The sequence below is a fragment of the Stutzerimonas kunmingensis genome, assembly GCF_900114065.1.
GTDB lineage: Bacteria > Pseudomonadota > Gammaproteobacteria > Pseudomonadales > Pseudomonadaceae > Stutzerimonas > Stutzerimonas kunmingensis.
Window position 1 is genome coordinate 47280 of the sequence record NZ_FORS01000010.1, and the last position, 20285, is coordinate 67564.

The 20285-nt window shown below is 60.5% G+C and carries 16 protein-coding genes; 4 read left to right on the plus strand and 12 right to left on the minus strand.

The features are described from left to right. Positions 1-43: 43 nt before the first annotated feature. Complete coding sequence (locus tag BM275_RS19020; protein WP_090522973.1) at positions 44-781, minus strand: 4'-phosphopantetheinyl transferase family protein; 738 nt, start codon at positions 779-781, stop codon at positions 44-46. 316 nt (positions 782-1097) lie between these two features. On the opposite strand from BM275_RS19020, the gene pap reads away from it, so the two are divergent. Both pap and BM275_RS19030 read left to right on the plus strand, forming a co-directional pair. Continuing rightward, positions 1098-2597, plus strand: a complete 1500-nt coding sequence (gene pap / locus BM275_RS19025; RefSeq protein WP_090522975.1) for a polyphosphate:AMP phosphotransferase — start codon at positions 1098-1100, stop codon at positions 2595-2597. A 242-nt stretch (positions 2598-2839) separates the two neighbouring features. After that, on the plus strand, positions 2840-4024 hold the full coding sequence (locus BM275_RS19030; protein WP_090522977.1) for a thiolase family protein: 1185 nt from the start codon (positions 2840-2842) through the stop codon (positions 4022-4024). Between the two features lie 227 nt (positions 4025-4251). Here the strand turns inward: BM275_RS19030 and BM275_RS19035 are convergent, their stop codons facing one another. The 11 genes from BM275_RS19035 to BM275_RS19085 form a co-directional block, all read right to left on the minus strand. Beyond that, positions 4252-5352, minus strand: a complete 1101-nt coding sequence (locus tag BM275_RS19035) for a polysaccharide biosynthesis/export family protein (protein ID WP_090522979.1) — start codon at positions 5350-5352, stop codon at positions 4252-4254. A gap of 448 nt (positions 5353-5800) precedes the next feature. Next, a complete protein-coding gene (locus BM275_RS19040; protein WP_036998962.1) occupies positions 5801-6568 on the minus strand; it encodes a WecB/TagA/CpsF family glycosyltransferase in 768 nt (255 codons plus the stop codon). Further along, the gene (locus BM275_RS19045) at positions 6561-7436 is read right to left on the minus strand and encodes a glycosyltransferase family 2 protein (protein WP_042926909.1); all 876 of its coding nucleotides are present in this window, start codon (positions 7434-7436) and stop codon (positions 6561-6563) included. Before BM275_RS19045 ends, BM275_RS19040 begins: the two co-directional genes overlap by 8 nt. Beyond that, positions 7396-8649, minus strand: a complete 1254-nt coding sequence (locus BM275_RS19050; protein WP_090522981.1) for a hypothetical protein — start codon at positions 8647-8649, stop codon at positions 7396-7398. Before BM275_RS19050 ends, BM275_RS19045 begins: the two co-directional genes overlap by 41 nt. Positions 8650-8693: 44 nt before the next feature. Continuing rightward, positions 8694-9944: a Coenzyme F420 hydrogenase/dehydrogenase, beta subunit C-terminal domain gene (locus tag BM275_RS19055; RefSeq protein ID WP_014820793.1), complete on the minus strand. Its 1251-nt coding sequence runs from the start codon at positions 9942-9944 to the stop codon at positions 8694-8696. A gap of 64 nt (positions 9945-10008) precedes the next feature. Continuing rightward, positions 10009-11241, minus strand: a complete 1233-nt coding sequence (locus BM275_RS19060) for an oligosaccharide flippase family protein (protein ID WP_045667101.1) — start codon at positions 11239-11241, stop codon at positions 10009-10011. Positions 11242-11243: 2 nt separating this feature from the next. Further along, positions 11244-12431, minus strand: a complete 1188-nt coding sequence (locus tag BM275_RS19065; RefSeq protein WP_046619760.1) for a polysaccharide pyruvyl transferase family protein — start codon at positions 12429-12431, stop codon at positions 11244-11246. An 18-nt stretch (positions 12432-12449) separates the two neighbouring features. After that, the gene (locus BM275_RS19070; protein ID WP_090522983.1) at positions 12450-13529 is read right to left on the minus strand and encodes a glycoside hydrolase family 5 protein; all 1080 of its coding nucleotides are present in this window, start codon (positions 13527-13529) and stop codon (positions 12450-12452) included. A 132-nt stretch (positions 13530-13661) separates the two neighbouring features. After that, the gene (locus BM275_RS19075) at positions 13662-15878 is read right to left on the minus strand and encodes a polysaccharide biosynthesis tyrosine autokinase (protein ID WP_042926903.1); all 2217 of its coding nucleotides are present in this window, start codon (positions 15876-15878) and stop codon (positions 13662-13664) included. A gap of 13 nt (positions 15879-15891) precedes the next feature. Beyond that, complete coding sequence (locus tag BM275_RS19080; protein ID WP_090522985.1) at positions 15892-16329, minus strand: low molecular weight protein-tyrosine-phosphatase; 438 nt, start codon at positions 16327-16329, stop codon at positions 15892-15894. 154 nt (positions 16330-16483) lie between these two features. Continuing rightward, a complete protein-coding gene (locus BM275_RS19085) occupies positions 16484-17911 on the minus strand; it encodes an undecaprenyl-phosphate glucose phosphotransferase (RefSeq protein WP_014820787.1) in 1428 nt (475 codons plus the stop codon). A 375-nt stretch (positions 17912-18286) separates the two neighbouring features. Between BM275_RS19085 and yegS the strand changes: the two genes are divergently transcribed. Both yegS and BM275_RS19095 read left to right on the plus strand, forming a co-directional pair. Then, on the plus strand, positions 18287-19198 hold the full coding sequence (yegS, locus tag BM275_RS19090) for a lipid kinase YegS (protein ID WP_090522987.1): 912 nt from the start codon (positions 18287-18289) through the stop codon (positions 19196-19198). Between the two features lie 118 nt (positions 19199-19316). Continuing rightward, on the plus strand, positions 19317-20249 hold the full coding sequence (locus BM275_RS19095; protein WP_090522989.1) for a chemotaxis protein CheV: 933 nt from the start codon (positions 19317-19319) through the stop codon (positions 20247-20249). The last annotated feature ends 36 nt before the right edge of the window (positions 20250-20285 follow it).

Below are 20285 nucleotides of genomic sequence, written 5' to 3' on the forward strand. Positions count from 1 at the left end.
TGAAAAACGGGGTCTTCTATTGCTTTGCTGGCAGCCCGACGTACTAGCTTGGCTCGATCTCGCCGGGCTGGGCTGGAATGCTGACCAAACTGAGCAGATAGCCTTCGAAGGCTGTGAACTGGCCGCCAAGCTCGATGCCGTTACGCCAGTTTGCGGATAGATCGATCAACAAACGCAGGCGCGCAGACCCTTCATGAGTCACCTCCAGCACTTCGGCATCCTGGAAGTAGAAACGTTGCTTCACCAGTGGATACAGCGCTTTGAACAGGCTTTCCTTTAACGAGAAGGTTCGGGTGACCAATTCGGCGCGCTCGTCTTCGCTTAGCGGAGAGTAGCGCTCCAATTCACGGGGCGTGAGGATTTCGGCGGCCAGGCGGTCGGCTCGTTCGGGGGCAAGAATGCGCTCGATATCCAGTCCCAGCCCGCTCCATTGCTGACTGGAGCCCACCACCACGCCTGCCCAGCCTGCGCCGTGGGTGATGGAGCCAACGATGCCGGCCGGCCATCGCGGCGCGCGGTCTTCACCCACTGGCGGCACGAATGCAGTGCCGGTCAGGCCTCGCAGGGCCTCCCGAGCGCACAAGCGTCCAGCGAGAAACTCGGCCTGCCGCTTGCTTACGCCTTTCTGTGCGGGAATCTCCCAGCGACTAAAATCCTCGGGATCGAGCAATGCCGGGTCGAAGCGTGTGCTCATCAGGCTGACACCCGCCAAGGCTTGCGGTAGCGGCCAGTGGTCGGTGAGTGGCGTGCAGCAGCGCGGGTAGAAAGGCATATCGTTCATGGCCGCTATTCTGCCTCAAGGCTGGCGGTGAATGTCATCGCGCTGCGGCGGACGCGCCGACCCGTTGCTCCTCGCGCTGTTTCACCGGCATCGGTCCCGTTCCAGGTTGATGCTTGGCATCTGGACTGCTTCCCGCCGTCCCTCTCCCGCAGGGAGAGGGTGTGCAAATCAACTGCACGCCATCGTTGCTAACGGCTGCAGCTCCGCTTCAGGAGGAATAGACCGTATCAAGGCTGCGGTTATTTTTTCACGCGCTGCTCGCTATGCCTTCAGGGTGCCTGCTAGGGTTGAGCGCATCACCTGGACGGAGAAAGCGATGTTCGAATCAGCCGAAATTGGTCACTCCATCGACAAGGAGACCTACGATGCGGCGGTGCCCGAGTTGCGTGAAGCGCTGCTGCAGGCGCAGTACCGGCTCAAGGCCCAGGCGCGGTTCCCGGTCCTCATACTGATCAATGGCATCGAAGGCGCCGGCAAAGGGGAAACCATCAAGCTGCTCAACGAGTGGATGGATCCGCGGCTGATACGTGTCGACAGCTTCGATGTGCCCAGCGACGAAGAACTCGCGCATCCACCGGCATGGCGTTTCTGGCGACGCCTGCCGCCGAAGGGCCACACCGGGATTTTCTTCGGCAACTGGTACAGCAAGATGCTTGAGGACCGTGTGCACGGGCGCATGGATGGTGACGAGCTGAAACTCGCCACCGCGCGGGCGCAGCGCCTGGAGCGGATGCTCTGTGACGAGGGCGCGCTGATCTTCAAGTTCTGGTTCCATCTGTCCAAGGAGCGTATGAACGCCCGGCTCGATTCGCTGAAGAATGACCCGCTGCACAGCTGGCGCATCAGCCCGTTGGATTGGCAACAGTCGAAGACTTACGACAAGTTCGTGCGCCACGGTGAGAAGATCCTGCGGCTCAGCAGCCGGGATTTTGCGCCCTGGTATGTGATCGAGGGTGCGGACGAGCGTTATCGCAGCCTGACCGTCGGCCGCATCCTGCTTGAAGGTCTGCAGGCCGCGCTGGCCGCCGCGGAGCAGCCTGGGCAGGCGGCGTCGCAGCCGCATTCGGCGCCGCTACAGATCGATCTGGATCATTTGAGCCTGTTGGACAGCTTGGATCTGAGCCAGAAGCTCACCAAGGACGACTACCAGCAGCAGCTCGCCGAGGAGCAGGCGCGGTTGTCGCAGTTGTTGCGGGATCGCCGTCTGCGCAAGCGGGGCGTGCTGGCGTTGTTCGAGGGTCATGATGCGGCGGGCAAGGGGAGTGCGATTCGTCGCGTGACCGGCGCGCTCGACCCGCGCATGTACCGGACCATACAGATCGCCGCGCCCTCCGAGGAAGAGCGCGCGCAGCCCTGGCTTTGGCGCTTCTGGCGCAATGTACCGGAGCGCGGCAAGTTCACCATCTTCGATCGCTCCTGGTATGGCCGCGTACTGGTCGAGCGGGTGGAAGGTTTCTGCACCCCGGATGAGTGGTTGCGTGCCTATTCGGAAATCAACGACTTCGAAGAGCAACTGGTCGATGCCGATATCGTGGTGGTGAAGTTCTGGCTGACCATCGACAAGAAAACCCAGCTCAAGCGTTTCAAGGAGCGTGAGGAGACGGTCTTCAAGCGCTTCAAGATCACCGAGGAGGATTGGCGCAACCGTGAGCGCTGGGACGACTACGGGCATGCCGTAGCCGATATGGTCGACCGCACCAGTACCGAAATCGCACCCTGGACGTTGGTAGAGGCCAACGACAAGCGCTTCGCCAGGGTCAAGGTGCTGCGGACGTTGAATGAAGCTCTGGAGGCGGCGATCGAGAAGGGACGTTAACCGGGGCGGGGGCGCCGGACGGATGCTTGCCCCACTTACGAGATTGCTGACACCCCTGCCGAAGCGCGCTATCCGGCCGGCAAGCCGATGGCCGTGCATATCCAAGCTGAATGGTCGTCGCCAGCGCTGCGAGGCGGGAACTATGCTCGGGTCACCGTCCACCCTGCGGTCGTGGAACAATCCGTGCGCGCAGCGCCGTCACAATATCCCCGCGATCGCTCCTAGTCTCTCCGAGGTATGTCATGCGTGAAGTAGTGATCGTCGATAGCGTACGGACCGGCCTGGCCAAGTCCTTCCGTGGCAAGTTCAACATGACCCGTCCTGACGACATGGCCGCGCATTGCGTCGATGCATTGCTGTCGCGCAATGATCTCGACCCCGCACTCGTCGAGGATTGCATCGTCGGTGCTGGCTCTAACGAGGGCGCGCAGGGCTACAACATCGGTCGCAACGTCGCGGTGCTGTCCCGTCTGGGCATTGGCTGCGCCGGCATGACGCTCAATCGTTACTGTTCGTCGGGCCTGCAGGCCATCGCCGTGGCCGCCAACCAGATTGCCTCCGGTTGCAGCGACATCATCGTCGCCGGCGGGGTGGAGTCGATCACCCTGACCCTGAAGAGCCGCAACACCGATCACCTGTTCAACCCGATCATCCAGGAGCGTGTGCCGGGCATCTACCACACCATGGGGCAGACGGCCGAACTGGTGGCACGTCGTTACAACGTGACTCGCGAGCAGCAGGATCTCTACTCGCTGCAGAGTCAGCAGCGTACTGCGCGTGCGCAGGCCGATGGGCTGTTCAGCGATGAGATCGTGCCGATGAATGTCCAGTACTACACCGAGGACAAGAACACTGGCGAGCGCACCGTGCATCAGGGCGTGGTCGAGGGTGATGATTGCAACCGTCCGGACACCACGCTGGAAAGCCTGGCCGGGCTCAAGCCCGTGTTCGCTGAAGACGGCTCGGTCACCGCCGGTAATGCCTCGCAGCTGTCCGATGGCGCGTCCATGACGCTGGTGATGAGCCTGGACAAGGCCATCGAACTTGGCCTCAAGCCGCGCGCCTTTTTCCGTGGTTTCACCGTGGCAGGCTGTGAGCCGGAGGAGATGGGCATCGGGCCGGTATACGCCGTGCCGCGTCTGCTCAAGGCCAAGGGGCTGCAGATCGACGACATCGACCTATGGGAACTCAACGAGGCCTTTGCATCGCAGTGTCTGTATTGCCGCGACACGCTTGGCATCGACAACGAGAAGTACAACGTCAATGGCGGATCGATCTCGATCGGGCACCCGTTCGGCATGACCGGTTCGCGCACCGCCGGGCATATTGTCCGTGAGCTGAAGCGGCGCAACCTGCGTTATGGCGTGGTGACCATGTGCGTCGGTGGCGGTATGGGGGCTGCCGGCCTGTTCGAAGCCGTGCGCTAACAGCTTAGTGATACCGTCTGGAGACGGGCCTACTACGAAGCCGTAGCAGGCCCTTTTTTTTGGTCGGCGATAAAGACGAGTCGTGCTGTGAACGCGATCTGTTAGCCCGACAGATCGACATCTGGTGGTCGCCAGATGCGTAGCCCGGGCACGAAAAAGCCGCAGAGCATCGAGTGATGACTCTGCGGCTTATAGGAGCCCGATCATTCGATCAGGCCATGCTTTGCTTAGCGGCCCAGGTTGTAGTCCGCTGCAGCACCGATGCCGATGACGTTTGCCGACGGCAGCAGCTGGCTGATGAAGCGGTTCCAACGAGTGATGTTGGCCGGACCGACGAACACAACATCCTGCGGCTGCAGCGGGAAGTGCTTGGCCAGTGCAAAGGCGGTCGGCGACTCGGCGTTCAGCTGAAAGACCTTGGCCGGCTCGGTCATCATGTCTTCAGCTCCGCGAATGACGTACAGCGCCTCACCATCGGCAGTCTCCTGACGAATGCCGCCTGCGGTGCCGATTGCGTCCATCAGGTTCATATTGGTGGCTTTGAACGACAGCGCTTGCGGCAGGTTGACCTCGCCCAGCACGTAGATCTTGCGCTGGTCGTTGTATGGCAGGTGCAGCTGGTCACCGTCCTTCAGGTAAACCTGGTGCAGCCACGAGTCCGGGCGGTTCAGCGAATCCATGTCAAGCATGTACTCACGACCGTCACGCTTGAGCGTCAGACCGGTGAGGTCTGCGGTTTCGGTATCCACACCTGCTTGACCGATAGCCTGGGTGATGGTCATCGGAGCGGTAGTAACCGGGACTTCGCCGGCGGTGTCGAATGCACCGGAAACGACGACGCGCTGGCTGCCGAAGCGCAGGATGGATACATCGACCTGCGGACTGTCGATGTAGTTGGTCAGGCGACGCGCAATCATGGCACGCAGTTCTTCAATAGTCTTGCCCGCGGCTTCTATATTGCCGATGTACGGGTAGAACAGGGTGCCATCGGGGCGAACCAGACGACCGTTGGCATCCAGCTGCTGCTGCGGGCCGGACGGCGCGGTCAGCTCCGGGTGGTCCCAGACGGTAATGTAGAGCAGGTCGTTGGCGCCGATGCGGTAGGCGCCGGGCTTGTAGTTGAGCAGTTCCTGCTTGCTGGAGGTGCCCGCGTCGGAGGCGAGGTCACCCTTGAGCATTTCGGGGGTGATGCGGATCAGCTGAACGGTGCCGTGCTCGGCTTCGGCGCCTTCCTTGAACTCATCGGGATCGAGGTACTGGCCGGGGGCGAACGCACAGCCCTGCAATACCAAGGCGGAAGTAAAAGCTAGAGCGATAAATGGTTTCATGGGTTGTTCATCCTTGACGGAGTGGTTGTTGTTCAAAGAGTGAGACGGCTTGATTCACTTTTCTGCCTGAGGCGCTTGAGTAATTTTTTCGCCTTTCCAAGAGGACCGGAGTCATCACTCCACACTCCTCAGCGACCAAATTGGATCGGTAGCCAAAGTTTCTCTCCTTCCTGAATTGTTCATCTCCAGCAGCTATCTATTCAGCTACGTAGACGCGTTTTTATTTCCCTCCTGGTTGTAAAGTCAGCGGCTGTTTGGTTGGGCAGGTTTAATTCCTAAGTTCTTCACATACGGCTGCTGCGTTACCACCGAGGCGGGATGGCGCTCATGTTTAGTTAGATGTTGAATTGCCATCCTGTCACGCTCACACAGAAGGGATAGACCGTCTCGATTTCGCTGGGTTCACCGTCGTTCAGTGCAATTTCGCCCAATTTTTCGATCATTGGGATTAGCTGTCCTGTTTCGCCGGCTTGGCCTTCTGCACGCGGTAGTTTTTTTCCCGCATGAATGCCGGAACTATGAACATCGCGTCATGTGCGTAGCGCTTAACCAGCCTTTTGGGTTCGGAAAGCATCCGATGCAACCATTCGAGTTTGCAGTTCTGCATCCACACCGGGGCACGTTTAATACTGCCGGTAGCGAACGAAATGGATGCGCCGATACAAAAGCCCATACCGGTCCGTTCGTGACTTTCGATGGAACTGGCAAGTATTTCCTGGCGTGGCGCGCCGACTGCGTAGAGCACTAGTTCGGACGGGTTTTCCCGAACGAACTGCAATGCCCGTTGCACTTCATCCGGACGATTGATGAAGCCCATCGGTGGATTGTGGTGATAGAGCGTGATTCCGGGGTAGATCGCGCGCAGTTTGACGCATTCCTCTTCGGTCGCCCCGATCAGGACGATGCGCAGGCGCTCGCGGTCTGCCCATTCCAGCAGGTCGACGGTCAGGTCGCTGCCCGGAATCACCTCTTCGATCTGCACACCGAGGCGCTGCAGCAGTGGCTGCAGGATTCGGCTGTCGCACAGGCGCAGGCGAGCCTTGGCGTAAGCCTCGCGAAGTGCAGGGTTATCTTGCAGTTGCGCCAGGTGGTCGACATTGGGGGTTACCACGAACGAGTAGGGCTGCTTGACCCCCTCGCGAATGCAGTTCAGCAGCGTGGCCTTGCTGCCGGTATAGAAATTCACACCGAACGCGTGGTTAGTCTCGTTAGACACTCATCGTTACTCCCTTGAAGGCGCCCTTGATGCCGGACCAGGCGAGGCTGGGGTGGTTGAACTCCTTGATGACGGTGATCGCCGACAGGAAACAGGCCGACGCGAAGGCAAAACCCTGGCCGTAGAAGCGCTTGTTGAATCGGGTCGCGGCGCGATTGCGGTAGTAGTGATAGAAGGCCGAGCGGCCGCCCGAACTCAGCGAGCCGTAGTGGAAGAGCCTGCTGCTTGGCACGACGCGGATAGAAATGCCTTTCTTCTTGGCCTGGAACTGCCAGTCGACTTCCTCGGAGTACATGAAGTACGCCTCGTCCATCAGGCCGATGCGATCGATCAGCTTGGCCGAGAACGCAAGGCTGCAGCCCATCAGGTAATCCGGCTGCTCGCTGGTGTTTGCCATGGCTTCGAGGGTCTGGTCCTTGCCCAGCAGCTTGGCCTTGCCCAGCAGCGGGTAGAGCTTGCCGCCGCCGTAGCATTCCAGGCGCCCGGTGTCGGCGCTGAGGATGACCGAGCCGACGAATTGGCGATCGTTCTCTTTTAGCGCATCGAGCAGCGGCGTGAAGGCATCACTGTCGACATAGGTGTCGTTGTTGACGATCCAGAAAGTTGTCACTGGCAGGTTGTCCAGCGCCCAACGCAGGCCGTAGTTGTTGCCACCTGCGTAGCCGTTGTTCTCCGGGTTGGCGAGAACGGTAACGTTGTGGCGCGGCTGGGCTTCCAGCCACTGGTTGAATGCCACCACGGAGCCATCCTGGGAGTCATTGTCGATGACCACCACATGGTTGAGAGCCGGGCAATGAGCGAGCAGGCTCTCAACGCAACTGATGGTTTCAGTAGCTGCCTTGTAGTTGAGGATAAGCGCGACGTTCATGGATGGGTTCCTGGCTGCGAAGGTGACGGGCCTTGAGGGCGTGAATAACGAATAGCATCGCGATGACCGGCTGGCCGTACTCGAACAATCCGTTGAGTGGCCAGATGACGAAGAACGCCAACATCGTCGAGTAGATGAAAGTCATATCGGTGGTGATGTTCTTGGCGATGCGCTGATAGACGAACAGGGTCATCGGAATGACAAAGAAGGTCAGGAAACCGAAGCGGAACAGCGTGCCGAAGACACCCACATCGGAGAGGAAGAAGTGCTCACCGAAATAGGGGATGAAACCGTCCTGCCACATCAGCGACAGCGAGCCGCTGGGTAGCCAGTTGACCTGATCGAGATGGGCGAAGATCGAGGAGATGGTGTACGTGCGTACGCCATCCTCTACGCCTTCGAGCGTGCTGTCGTAGAACTCGGTGTTGAGGCCGAGAACCTCGAGCAGGCTTGGAAAGAAATAGAAAGGTGACAGCAGAATTGATAGCGAAGCCGCCCATATGACTGCCTTGGCACGTAGGCAGAAAAGCGTGAACAGCAGGCACAGCACGATCAATTGGCGGGTCTGGGTGGCGAATACCAGTGTCAGCAGCAGCAGAGCGGCGATCACCATATAAAGGGTCTTGTTACGAGCCGCGCCGTTGATCGGAGAGATTCCTTTCGACCAGATCTGGATGCAGTAGAAATAACCGAAACAGATGAGGTACGGACCGATTGAGGACCGATCTGGGCGGTCATCCGAGCGCACTTCAGCCCGCATATCCGGAATTACGCCAAATTTGAAGCACCAGGAAAAGAACGCTGCGATCAGCGCCGCGTACAGCAGGCCACGCTCGAACTGTAATGTGCTGACCCGTTTGCCGAGGAACAGCAGCGGTGCAAAGCCCAGGCAGAAAAGCACGCGGCGTTCTTCGATGAGCCCGAACACCACCGGCTGACCGTAGGTGTAATAGGCGAAAACCGCCGGCATCACGAGAAAAACGACCGTGCTGTACAGGCAGTAGTACATCAGGATGCGAAATTCACGCGGAGCGTTTTCCGCCGATGCCAGCAACAGCAAAATGGTGAACACGATGCTGACTGCCAGGTACGCCTCGTTCAGCCCCTTGATGCCGTAGGGGTTGTGCGGGCTGTCGCCGAACACCGAAAAGTGCAGTATCAGTGCCAGGATCAGCAACGGAAAAAAGAAGAAGCGTGAACTGAAATTCGTCATCAACCTGAGTCCTTAGGTATTGGTTCCTTGAGCGCCACAGCCTTTCAAGCTGTTTCCAGCGCCCGCTTCTTGATCTTCTTGCGCCGCACCAGGAGGCCGGTGAACGCCTTGAAGCTCTGGTAGAACCCGATCTCCTTTACCCCTTTGCCAAGCTCGAAGCCTTTGTACGTAGGGGTCTTGAGCAACAGCAGCTTCATCGCCAGCAGCCGCGGCAGGATCGTCGTGCGGCGGTAGTACTGGAACGGCTGAATGGAGAAGATGCTGCCCGTATCGAAAGCCTCGGCTTTGACAACGCCAGCAGCCTCCGCGTTGCGAAAAAGTTCGCGACCTTTTGCGGTGCGTACCAGAATCAGCGAATTGCCCTCGCGCTCCTCGAAGGACGGGTAGCCCTTTTCATCGCCTTCCCAACCATCGGCGCAGACGATGTCGGCGAATTCGCCAATGCCGTCCGGGCAGATCTTGCAGCGGGTTTGCAGGTGGCGGTTGAGCACCTTTCCCCAGGAATCGTTGTAGGTCATGGTGCGTTCGTCGCCATTCTTCAGCGTGGCCTTGGTCAGTCCCGGCCAGCCGTCGCCGCGGTAGCGGAAGGCGGTAACGTCGCTGCGCTTGACCTCCAGCTTGTCCAGCACCTGCTCGGTGCCCTGCAGGCTCGGTGTGCCGGCGCACATGAAGGAGACGATGTAGGGGATGTTTTCCTTCAACCGCGGGTTGTGCTGCTGCATCTGGCGCACGGCGGCGACGTCGCACGGCTTGCCGATGAACAGGTACTTCTCGGTGGACATGGCCACCCACTTCAGCGCTTCGCCCGGGCTGGCCGGCGCGTAGCGAGAGCCGGAAGAGGCGATGACGTTCTGCCGCGAGCGGCTGATGGTGGCGACGTTCTCCAGCGGATCGGTCTGCGAAGCCTGGATCTGGATCACGCCGTCGACCAGCTTGTTCTCCAGGCAATACTGCGCCAGCGCCGAGATCACGCCGCCGGACGAGCCAGCCTGACGGATCTCGTTATCAGCGGCGTAGCCTTTGAGCGTGTCGAGGATCTCGCCCCATATCGGGTGGTAGTTCTCCGACTTGTACGGGCGAATATCCAGATTCAGCGCCGGGCAGGACTTGGCGAAAGCGGCGCTGGTCTGCTCGTTGGCCACCGGCTTGTTCTGGTACTGGCTGTTGAGGACCGGACGGTGATAGCCATCGCCAGTCAGACGAATCTTGATAGCGTCGTCGTCTGCGACCGAGCTGCACATGCCACAGCCGCTGCACAAGTCGTTGTTCAGTACGCGATTCAATGAAGCTTTCATACCTGCCTTCCCTTGAGCGGCCAGTCGAGCGCGATGCGCGACCGGCAGTATTTAACGAGTGCGGTCATGCTGGCTGGCGCCGTTTGCGATAGATGTTGAGCACCGCATAACCGTAGATAAGCGTCAGGACGACCATGCCCAGAGTGGACACCCAGGGAGCCGCCTGTATCCCGTGCGAGGGGATGAAAATCCAGTAACAGAGCACCGTGATCACGCCCGAGGCGATGATTCCGAAGGTGCGCAGAAAACCAGTGCCCATCGCCATCAGCTGTACACCCAGGCCGGCGGCGATGAAGCGCGCCGCGGTGAAGCAGGCGAAGGCCAGCCACAGGGTGTTCAGCTCGGCGTACTCGGCGCCGAGGAAATAGTCGGTGAACAGCGGACCGATGAAGAAGAACGCCAGGGCAAACACCAGTCCCATGCCCGCGTATTCGCCGAGGATGCGCAGGCCATAGCGGGCCAGGCCGGCGGTTTTGTTGTGCAGCTGGTAGGCGAAACGCGGGATGTGCACGCTGGCCAGCAGCACGCTGAACGGCACCGCGCCCTGGATCAGGCGCGAGCCGGCGAAGTAGATGCCTGCGGCTTCGCGCCCGGCGAGGTGGTTGACGAGGATGACGTCCAGCTGGGCGAAGATGTTGGTCGCACCGCTGTCCACCGCGAAGCTGGTGGAAGACCTGAAGCGCTCGGCCAGCACTTTCCAAGAGTTGCGCAGGATGCCGCCCAATTCGAGGATCTTCGACAGCGCGCGCAGGGCGAAAGTCGCGTAGATCAGACGTGACACCAGAAAGGCGACGCCGATGGCAAGCACATCGTTGCGCAGCAGGATCGCCGCGCCGATCAGGACGAAATGCACCAGTGCCGTCGCAGCCACGATCTTCGTCTCGCGATGGAACTGGCCAATGCTGCGAAACACCGTCAGGCCAAGGTCGCCATAGGAGGAGGCAATCGTGCCGAGCAGGAACAGCACTGCGGCAAAGCGCTCGGTGGTGTGCAGATCGAGGACGAACAGGATGATCGGCAGCAGCACGACGCAGGCCGGCAGTACCAGTACGGACTTCGCCGCCAGGCTGGCGGACATGATCTCGCCCGCGCGATGGCGCTCGGCGCCGATGTCGCGCAAGGCGCGCATGCCGAAGCCGTAGTCGGTCACCAGGGCGACGATGGTCGACCAGGTGATCACGATCGAAATGAAGCCGAAGTCGCTCGGCCCCAGCGTTCGCGCGAGGATCAGCAGGGTGCCGAGCTGCACGGCGGTGCGGGCCGCCGTGGTAACCCCCATCAGGGCGTGATCGCGCATGGTTATCTCTGATACGCGGCCTGAGGCTGGTGCAGGGTGGCAAGGATCTGCTCCAGCGCCACGCTGTAGGCGTCCAGCTTGCGGCGGATGATCGCGCCGCTGGCGGCGACTTCGGCCTTGAGCTGTTCACGGTTGTCCAGATGCGCAAGAACCAGCTCCAGTGCGCTCTCGGTGTCCTCGGTCTTGAGGTCCACCACGCGGTGGTAGTCGAGCGACTGATAGAGCCCGGCGAACTTGCGGCTGTAGGCCAGCGGCACGACCGGCACACCGGCGGAAAACGCACCGATGGTCGCGTGCATACGCGCGCCGACGAAGAAGTCCATGCCGCTGATATAGGACTTGGCCTCGATCGGCCCCTTGAAGCGCGGCGCCAGCTTGAGCTCGGGATACTGCTGCTGCAGTTGCTGGGACACGGTGTAGTCGTCTTCGGCGGGGAAGCCGATCGGGATCACGTGGGGCACCAGGTGTACTTCGTGGCCGCGCTCGAGCAGCGTGCGGATCAGGCGGTCGGTCAGCGTCTTGTAATCGGCACGCAGGCCGAACTGATTGGCGGTGCCTTCGTATCCGCCGTGATGCAGCAGCGCCGACACGCTGAGGCCGACGGCCAGCTTGCTCGGATCGCGCTGTTCGCTCTGGCGCTCGAAGGGCAGGGCGAAGGCGACGTCGATGACTTCGTCGCGATTGGGGATGTTCAGCTGTTTGAGCACGTCGAACGACTGGTGGTCGCGGGCGAAGACCATGGTGCTCTTCTTCATTGCCCAGGCCGAAGCCTTGGTGCCCCAGTCCGACTTGAACGGGCCGATGGTCTGCGGCGAGAGGATCAGCGGAACGCGACCGCCCAGGGCCATGCCCTTACTGACCAGCAGCTTGATCAGGCGCTTGGCGCCGTAGATGTCGGAGAAGCTGTCGCCTTCGCCGATATCGAATACCGCGTCACAGGAGCTGATCGCCTGGTACAGGCCGTGGGGATTCTTCAGCAGCGCCTTCTCGTTGAACTCGATGAATTCGTACTTGAAGCGCTCGGTGGACGGAGGGTAGTCGCAGGGCCCGGACGAACCGATGATCAGGAACTCCGGGGTGATCCCGCATTTACGCGCGGCCTCGTCGATCAGCAGCATGTTGGAAATGCTCAGGGCGCCAACCCCGAGGTTGCCGGAAGAGAACGAGTGCCATAGCAGTCCGAATTTCATGTTCGAGTCACTCCAGAATCAGTCAGCGTTGTGCGCAGGTGTAGGGCCAATGGCAGTGCAGTCGTTCGCCAGGTGTTTGCGCATGAGCTCCATCTGAGGACGGTCCTCGCCTTTGCGCGGCTCGATTGCAAGCTTGTAGGTGCCCCAGCCGGGGCCGCCGGCCCAGTAGGCGCTGGGTACGCAGTTGTCATTGAGGTAGGCGAGCAGGTTGTCCATGGCGACCGCCGCTTCGGGCAGGTCATCGGGAATGCCGTATTCGCCGAGGAAGCCTCGCTGGCCGTGTTTCTTCAGCCATTCGATAAAAGGGCGAGCGCGCTCGACGCCGATCATCGGGTCGATATCGCGGCTGGTCTGCGCCATGTACTTGCCGGAGAAATCCTGGTCGAAATACAGGTGCGCTTCGTAGACGATGCGGTCGGCCGGGTCGTTGATCAGGAAGTTGGCGTTCACCTGTGGCCAGTGATACGCACTGGACCAGCGCTCGCCTTCGATGAAGATCAGCGTCTGATCGTCGACTTCGCGAATCGCATCGACCGCCGCTTGCGCCGCGCCTGGCCAGAGTCCAACGGTGCCGTGTGGCTCGTTCATGATGTCGTAGCCGAGCAGGCCGCGGTGACCCTTGAAGCGCTTGGCCAGCTCGCGCCACACCGATGCGTAGGCGTCGTAAGGCACCTTGCTCGAGCCGATGAGTTCGCCGTGGTAACGACCATAGTTGTGCATATCCAGAACGACCTTCTGGCCATTCATTGCGGCCAGATCCAGGGTCTTCTTCAACAACCGGATCTGGTCGAAGTTCAATCCGTCATCGAGCGAGTGTTGAACCCGTTCCCAGATGAAGGGGAAGCGGATCAAACGAATGCCCCGATCGGCGTAGTACTTGAAGTGTTTTTTTTCCGGATAGAAGTAGTTCGTGCCGTTCTTGCCCGGAGTCAAGTGCGGGGCAAATCCGGCGCCGGAGATATTGACCCCGAGCAGGGCGAGGCCCTTGTCGCTGGTTGGCCAATCGGCGGCGCATGCGCTGATTGCGGACAGCGTGGCCGCCAGTGCCACGGCCAGTCGTGTCAGGCGCTGTGCTGGCCGGTTGGGGTGTCTGGTCATCGCTAACACCTATCTTCGGGCAAAAAAAACGTTCCACTGACGCTCTGAAGGCCAGTTGTTCGGCAGTGAGGAAAGTGGGGGTAGCTGCAGTGTTCTGCATGGCGACGGCAGAGCCGCCGCCATGCGCTCACCTTATTTGCTGGTGCTGGCGTATTCGTACTGGTAGTAGCCGTACTCGCCGTAAGTCGAAGCTTTGCGAACCACTGCGTTGAAGATGACGCCCTTGACGATCAAGCCGTTCTGCTCGAGGCGACGCTTGGCAGCCTCGATTTCCTTCACGCCGTTCAGCGCGTAGCGGGTGACCATCAGTGTGGTACCGGCCTGGCTACCGACCAAGGCTGCGTCGGTGACTGCCAGGATCGGCGGGGTATCGAAGATCACCAGGTCGTACATGTGGCTGATCTCCTTGACGAAGCGCGAGAAGTTCTCGTGCATCAGCAGCTCCGAGGGGTTCGGCGGCAGCTGGCCATGGGTGATCACGTGCAGGTTGTTCAGTTGGGTCTTCTGGATGGCATCGAACAGGGTGATGCGGCCCGAGAGGATGTCCGACAGGCCCTTGTCACCGTCACAGCGCATGACCTTGTGCAGGTAACCCTTGCGCATGTCGGCATCGATCAGCAGCACGCGCTTGCCGGATTGTGCAACGACCGCGGCGAGGTTGGTGGTGACGAAGGACTTGCCCACCGCAGGGCTCGGGCCGGTGATCATCAGGACGTTGTTCTTGGCCTCGATCATCGCGAAGTGCAGGCTGGTACGCAGGCTGCGCATGGCTTCGGTGGCGAGGTCGGCCGGGTCGTTGATGGTCAGCAGGTAAGAGGCGGTGCTCTTGTCGCGCTTGAAGTTGGCCAGGCGTTTTTCCAGCGCGGCCTGCTTGTCGGTGAACGGGATCGAGGCATACACCGGGGTGCCGGTACGCTCGATGTCTTCCGGGTTCTCGACGCCACGCTTGAGTGCTTCACGCACATAGACGAATGCGGTAGCGAGCAGGGCGCCCAGCAGGGTTGCGACGATGACCACCAGCGGCTTGTTCGGCTTGACCGGGTTTTCCAGGTCAGCGGCAGCATGGTCGATGATGCGCACGTTGCCTACGGTGCCGGCGCGAATGATGTCCAGCTCCTGGGTCTTGTTCAGCAGCATGGAATAGGTTTCCGAGGAAACTTCCACGTCACGGGTCAGGCGCAGCAGTTCCTGCTGGGTCGACGGCAGGGTGCCGATCTGCTTCTCCAGTTCTTCCTTCTGCATCTGCAGTTGGTTGATCTGGTTCATCAATGCCTGGAAGTTCGGATGCTGACGGGTGAAGCGGCGTTCCATCTCGGTACGCTTGAGGTTCTGCTCGGAGATCTGCTTCTCGAGATCGACGATGCGGTCCAGCACGGATTGCGTTTCGGCAGTGATGTCCACGGAGCCCGAGCCGGTCTGGTACTTGTTCAGGGCTGTCTGCGCAGCTTCCAGCTTCTTGCGTACGGCTGGCACCTGCTCATTCAGGAACTCCAGGCTCTGGGTGGCTTCGGCGGCATTGCGCGCGACGTTCTGGTCGACATAACGGCTGGCGACCTCTTCCAGAACGCGAATAGCGTGCTCCGGGTTGGGGTCTTCGAGGGTCACGTTGACGATGCCCGACTGCTTGCCGCGTTCGGCGGCCGACAGACGCTGCTGGTAGCTCTCAGTGGTGTTGTAGGTACGGTTCTTGACGACGGTGAAGGTGGTACCCGGCCGTGCATTCAGCTCAGCCACGGTGACGCGGTAGTCCTCTGTCTCGACCGGCTCGCCAACGACACCCTGAACCACGACCTCGTCGTCCTTGTCACGCAGGATGAAGCCGTTGTTCTCTGCCGCTTCGAGTGTCAGCTCCTTGCCATGGACCTTGTCCGGCACTTCCAGCTGAGTGACCTTCAGCGTCTCGCCACCCCAGGCGTAAGCGCCAAGACCGGCAGGGTGCCAACCCAATTCACCTTCTTCGCTCGGCTCGAAGCGACGCGCCATGAAACCGCCGATGATCGGGAAGTGGTGGGGGGTGATCTGGATATCGAGATTCAGGCTGGCAACGGCACCACCAACCACCGAGCGCGACTTGAGCAGCGCGATCTCGGTTTGCGCCGGAGACACCGGCGGATTGGTGTTGACCACGTCAGTCAGGCTTGGCAGCCCGTTCTTCGGTTCGATCTGGATCATCGCGCTGGCGAGATAGACCGGCGTCGCAAGCAGGGCGTAGGCGATCCCCAGGGCTGCAAAGAACCCGGTGATGCCCAGGATCAGCAGGCGGTTGTTGATGAAGGTGTCAAAGAGGTGGGCCAAGTCGATGTCCTTGTCCTCTTTGGTTTCATAGATTGGGCGGGGCATGGTTGTCATCGAAGTTCCTTCTTCATTTCAGGTAAGGAAGCCAGCTCTCGACGGATTTCGTCAGGAGATTGTGGACATGTTCAAACGCGGGTTTGGATTGGCGGTACGGGTCCGGGATTTCCAGCTCCTCCTGCCATTTACCGATGAGAAACGTTTTGCCGTGCACTTCAGGTGCGATCTGGCGAATGTGCTGAATGTGGCTATGCTCCATCGCTAGGATCAGATCCGCCTGGTGCAGCATGTGGCTGTCGACCTGGCGCGCGCAGTGAGCTGGCAGCTCCAGCCCGTTGTCCTGCAGTACTTCATGGGCGGTCTTGTCCATCGGGTTACCTACTAATGCACCAATCCCTGCCGAGCTGATCGTCAGGTCCTGGCCGCTGAGTCTGTGTGCGAACAGCGCTTCGGCCGTGGGGCTTCGGCAGATGTTTCCGACACATACGATCAAGATGTTCTTGAACATGGGATCAACCTCGTGGCTGCAACTTCGCAGCCGCCGGGGTGCGGCCCGGGGTGAACGAATGTGAGATTTTTGGGAGTGTCATTAGTTCCTTCCTGCCGCATCTTGTGATGCGGCTTTTCTGATCTTTTTCGGCGGTGTTCAGCGCGTTTGCCGATCAGTACACATCCTTGTTGAGCAGCAGCGCTGGCGGGGTACGCACCAGGATGTAGAGGTCGAACCACACGGACCAACGCTCGATGTAATCCAGGTCGAACTCGACGCGTTTCTCGATCTTCTCCAGCGTGTCGGTTTCACCGCGGTAGCCATTGATCTGTGCCCAGCCAGTGATGCCTGGCTTGACCCGATGGCGCGCGGAGTACTCGGCCACGGCATCCTCGAACAGCACGCCGGCAGCCTTGGTAGCCGTGGCATGAGGGCGCGGACCGACCATTGACATGCTGCCGAGGAAGACGTTCAGCAGCTGAGGCAGCTCGTCGAGGCTGGTCTTGCGGATGAAGCGGCCCACACGGGTGATGCGATCATCGCCACGGGTGGTTTGCCGATCGGCGTTGGCGTCCGACTTCTCGTGGTACATCGAGCGGAACTTGAAAACTTCGATCAGGCGGTTGTTGTAGCCGTAGCGCTTCTGCTTGAAGAGCACGGGGCCTGGCGAGTCGAGCTTGATCGCCAGAGCGATCGCCAGCATGACCGGCGCGGCGGCGAGCAGGGCGATGCTGGAAATGACGATGTCCTCCAGACGCTTGAACATCGGCGACCATCCGCGCAGCGGCAGATCCGACGCGATCAGGGTCGGCAGCCCGCCGACCTCGGTGATGCGCTTGTCGGCATGGCGGAAGGCGACCATGTCAGGGACCAGCAGAACGTTGACTGGCAGCTTGCGCAGTTCGGCGATCAGCTGGCCGATCCGGCTGTCGGCGAACCAGGGCAGGGCGACCAGCACCTGGGTGACTTTCTCTTCACGGATCATCTGTTCAAGGTCGCGGGTGTTGCCCAGCAGCGGCAGGTTGGCCAGCTCCTTGGGCAAGCGCTCGAGGCGATCGTCGATGAAACCGAGTACGCCGGTGCGGATATCGCGATGGTTCTGCAGGTACTCGGCAACGCGCACGCCATTGTCGGTGCCGCCAAGAATCACGGCGTTCTGCAGGAACATGCCGCGCGCCATCAGGCGGCGGAACAGGGCGAGCATTGCCAGGCGTTCGGCGCCGAACAGGATGGTGCTGGTGAGGAACCAGAACGCCAGATGTTTGGCTTCGAGATAGCCGAACATCCCCATGCCCTGATGCATGAAGACCAGGAAGCTGAACGCTGCCGCCCAGGCGACGAACATGACGCGGAAGCGCAGCAGGGTGCTGAACACCTCTTCGCTGTAAATGCCTACGGTCTGGAAAATGATGACGCTCAGTACCGCGAAGAAGCCGAGGAAGGCGCTGAACGGACCGCTGGTCGGTAGCTCCATGAACGCCAGAAGCAGAAGCCCCGGCAAGATAGCCGTCAAGGCATGTATCAGACGAATGCTGGCGAGGAAGTAATCGACGAAACTCGGGTGAGCATATTCAAGGGTTCCAACTGACTGTACGCGCATACAAGGCTCCATCCTCAGCTCAAAGCTGGCTCAAATCTCGAATTAATCGCCGCGGCACGCGGGAGGGTGATAGCAGGCCGCCATCGCAACCGTGATCGGGACTCCTGCTCCGACCGTGCCTCTCAGGATGAGTTCAGTACTAGTCAAAGGCCTGCCAAAAAAATGATGAAAACCACGATCTGCCTGCAAACCACTGTTTTGAAAGAGGTTTAGACGGAACTTGCGAATGTCTGGGAAGACCTGGGTGCGCGCATCCGGTGACCGACGGCGCTATTGATCGAACTTTTGGATTAATACCGCTGCGCTTGTTTCGCACAACTTCCGGCGCCGGCTCCTGTCTTATGCAACGGTGCGAATAGCGAGGAATGAACAGCCATGAGCGATGCCAAGGCGCTGCTGATACTGCATGGAAAACAGGCGCTCAATGACGAGGTGCGCGAAGCTGTCAAACAGCAGCGTGAATTGGGCTGGGAGCTGGCGGTTCGCGTGACCTGGGAGCCGGGCGATGCTCAACGGCTGGTGCAGGATGCCTTGAGTGCGGGCTACCGAACGCTGGTTGCCGGTGGTGGCGATGGCACCCTGCGTGAAGTTGCCGAAACCATGCTGGAGATCGGAGCAGACGCGACCCTGGCACTGATGCCGCTGGGTAGCGCCAATGATTTCGCCAAGGCTGCCGGTATATCGCTCGATCCATTCGAAGCGCTGGCGCTGCTGGATGAGCCTGCGCACGCCGTCGATATCGGCATGATGAACGGTCGCCCATTCGTCAACATGGCTACCGGTGGCTTCGGTTCGCGGGTAACTGCCAGCACCTCGGAAGAACTCAAGCGTTTCCTGGGTGGTGGTGCTTACCTGCTGACCGGGCTGACGCGCTTTGCCGAGATCGATGCGGCCCGTGGCCGCTTCAGCGGTCCGGACTTCGAATGGGAGGGCGAGTTTCTGGCGCTAGGGATCGGCAATGGCCGCCAGGCGGGCGGTGGCCAGCTGCTATGTCCGCAGGCGAGCGTCGATGACGGCTTGCTCGATGTCTGCATCGTGCCTGCGCCGGCCGATGCCGTCGGTACGCTGGGAACATTGCTCAGCGGCGGATTGCTCGGCGTCGAGGCGGTGTCCGTCAGCGCGCGGGTGCCCTGGCTCGAGGTGGAGGCGCCGACGAAGATCGACATCAATCTGGACGGCGAGCCCTTCCGCGGTGCCCATCTGCGCTTCGAAGTGCGCGCCGGCGCATTGCGCATGCACCTGCCGCCCGACTCTCCCTTGCTGTTGCGCAATGCCGACAAGCAATAACCCCTGTTTGCCATTCCGACGGTTGCGACGCACGGCATAAAAAACACCCTGCGTTGCATAAAGCGTTGAAGCATCCGGCCGATATGCCTTTTACCATGTTTTCCCAAGGAGCCTGGAAATGGCCGGCATTCTCGATTCAGTCGATCAACGTACCCGTCTTGTGGGGCAGAATCGCCTGGAGATTCTCATGTTCCGGCTCGGCGGGCGGCAGAAGTTTGCCATCAACGTCTTCAAGGTGCAGGAAGTCGTCCAGCTGCCAAAGATGACCCTGATGCCGCACCGCCACAGCTCGGTCTGCGGCGTGGTCAACCTGCGAGGGCAGACGCTGCCGGTGGTCGACCTGTCTCGCGCCATCGGGCTGCGACCGTTGGTGCCGGATGAGCGCAGCACCATCATCGTCACCGAGTACAACCGTACCGTACAGGCGTTTCTGGTCGGCGGCGTGGATCGCATCGTCAACCTGAACTGGGAAGAAGTGATGCCGCCGCCAACCACGGCCGGCCGTCAGCATTACCTCACGTCCATCACCAAGGTCGATAACGAGCTGGTGGAAGTGATCGATGTGGAGAAGGTGCTCGCCGAAATCGTGCCCTACGACACCAGCATTTCCCCCGAACGCCTGGCCGATCCGATGCTCGAGCGCGCCAGAGGCCGCGAAGTGCTTTGCGTGGACGATTCCACCGTCGCCCTCGCGCAGCTGCGCGAAACCCTCAGCCAGCTCGGGCTGAAGGTTCACACCGCCAGCGACGGACTGAAGGGCCTGAACATGCTCAAGGCCTGGGCCGATGCCGGCGAGGTGCTGACCGACAAGCTGCTGATGGTCTTCACCGACGCCGAAATGCCGGAGATGGATGGCTATCGCCTGACCACGGAAATTCGCCATGACCCGCGCCTGCGTGATCTGTACGTGGTGCTGCACACTTCGCTGTCGGGCAGTTTCAACCTGGCGATGGTGCAGAAAGTCGGTTGCGACAACTTCCTTTCCAAGTTCCAGCCGGAAAAGCTCGTGGACGTGATCCAAGACCGTCTGAAAACGGAAGAGCAGGACTGATCAGTCCCTCGCTCTGTCGGCTGCTGAACATCGCAG

Bases quoted from the DNA above. Each gene is read 5' to 3' on its own strand.
- BM275_RS19020 (WP_090522973.1), bottom strand. From the start codon at position 781: ATGAACGATATGCCTTTCTACCCGCGCTGCTGCACGCCACTCACCGAC.
- pap (WP_090522975.1), top strand. From the start codon at position 1,098: ATGTTCGAATCAGCCGAAATTGGTCACTCCATCGACAAGGAGACCTAC.
- BM275_RS19030 (WP_090522977.1), top strand. From the start codon at position 2,840: ATGCGTGAAGTAGTGATCGTCGATAGCGTACGGACCGGCCTGGCCAAG.
- BM275_RS19035 (WP_090522979.1), bottom strand. From the start codon at position 5,352: ATGAAACCATTTATCGCTCTAGCTTTTACTTCCGCCTTGGTATTGCAG.
- BM275_RS19045 (WP_042926909.1), bottom strand. From the start codon at position 7,436: ATGAACGTCGCGCTTATCCTCAACTACAAGGCAGCTACTGAAACCATC.
- BM275_RS19050 (WP_090522981.1), bottom strand. From the start codon at position 8,649: ATGACGAATTTCAGTTCACGCTTCTTCTTTTTTCCGTTGCTGATCCTG.
- BM275_RS19055 (WP_014820793.1), bottom strand. From the start codon at position 9,944: ATGAAAGCTTCATTGAATCGCGTACTGAACAACGACTTGTGCAGCGGC.
- BM275_RS19060 (WP_045667101.1), bottom strand. From the start codon at position 11,241: ATGCGCGATCACGCCCTGATGGGGGTTACCACGGCGGCCCGCACCGCC.
- BM275_RS19065 (WP_046619760.1), bottom strand. From the start codon at position 12,431: ATGAAATTCGGACTGCTATGGCACTCGTTCTCTTCCGGCAACCTCGGG.
- BM275_RS19070 (WP_090522983.1), bottom strand. From the start codon at position 13,529: ATGACCAGACACCCCAACCGGCCAGCACAGCGCCTGACACGACTGGCC.
- BM275_RS19075 (WP_042926903.1), bottom strand. From the start codon at position 15,878: ATGACAACCATGCCCCGCCCAATCTATGAAACCAAAGAGGACAAGGAC.
- BM275_RS19080 (WP_090522985.1), bottom strand. From the start codon at position 16,329: ATGTTCAAGAACATCTTGATCGTATGTGTCGGAAACATCTGCCGAAGC.
- BM275_RS19085 (WP_014820787.1), bottom strand. From the start codon at position 17,911: ATGCGCGTACAGTCAGTTGGAACCCTTGAATATGCTCACCCGAGTTTC.
- yegS (WP_090522987.1), top strand. From the start codon at position 18,287: ATGAGCGATGCCAAGGCGCTGCTGATACTGCATGGAAAACAGGCGCTC.
- BM275_RS19095 (WP_090522989.1), top strand. From the start codon at position 19,317: ATGGCCGGCATTCTCGATTCAGTCGATCAACGTACCCGTCTTGTGGGG.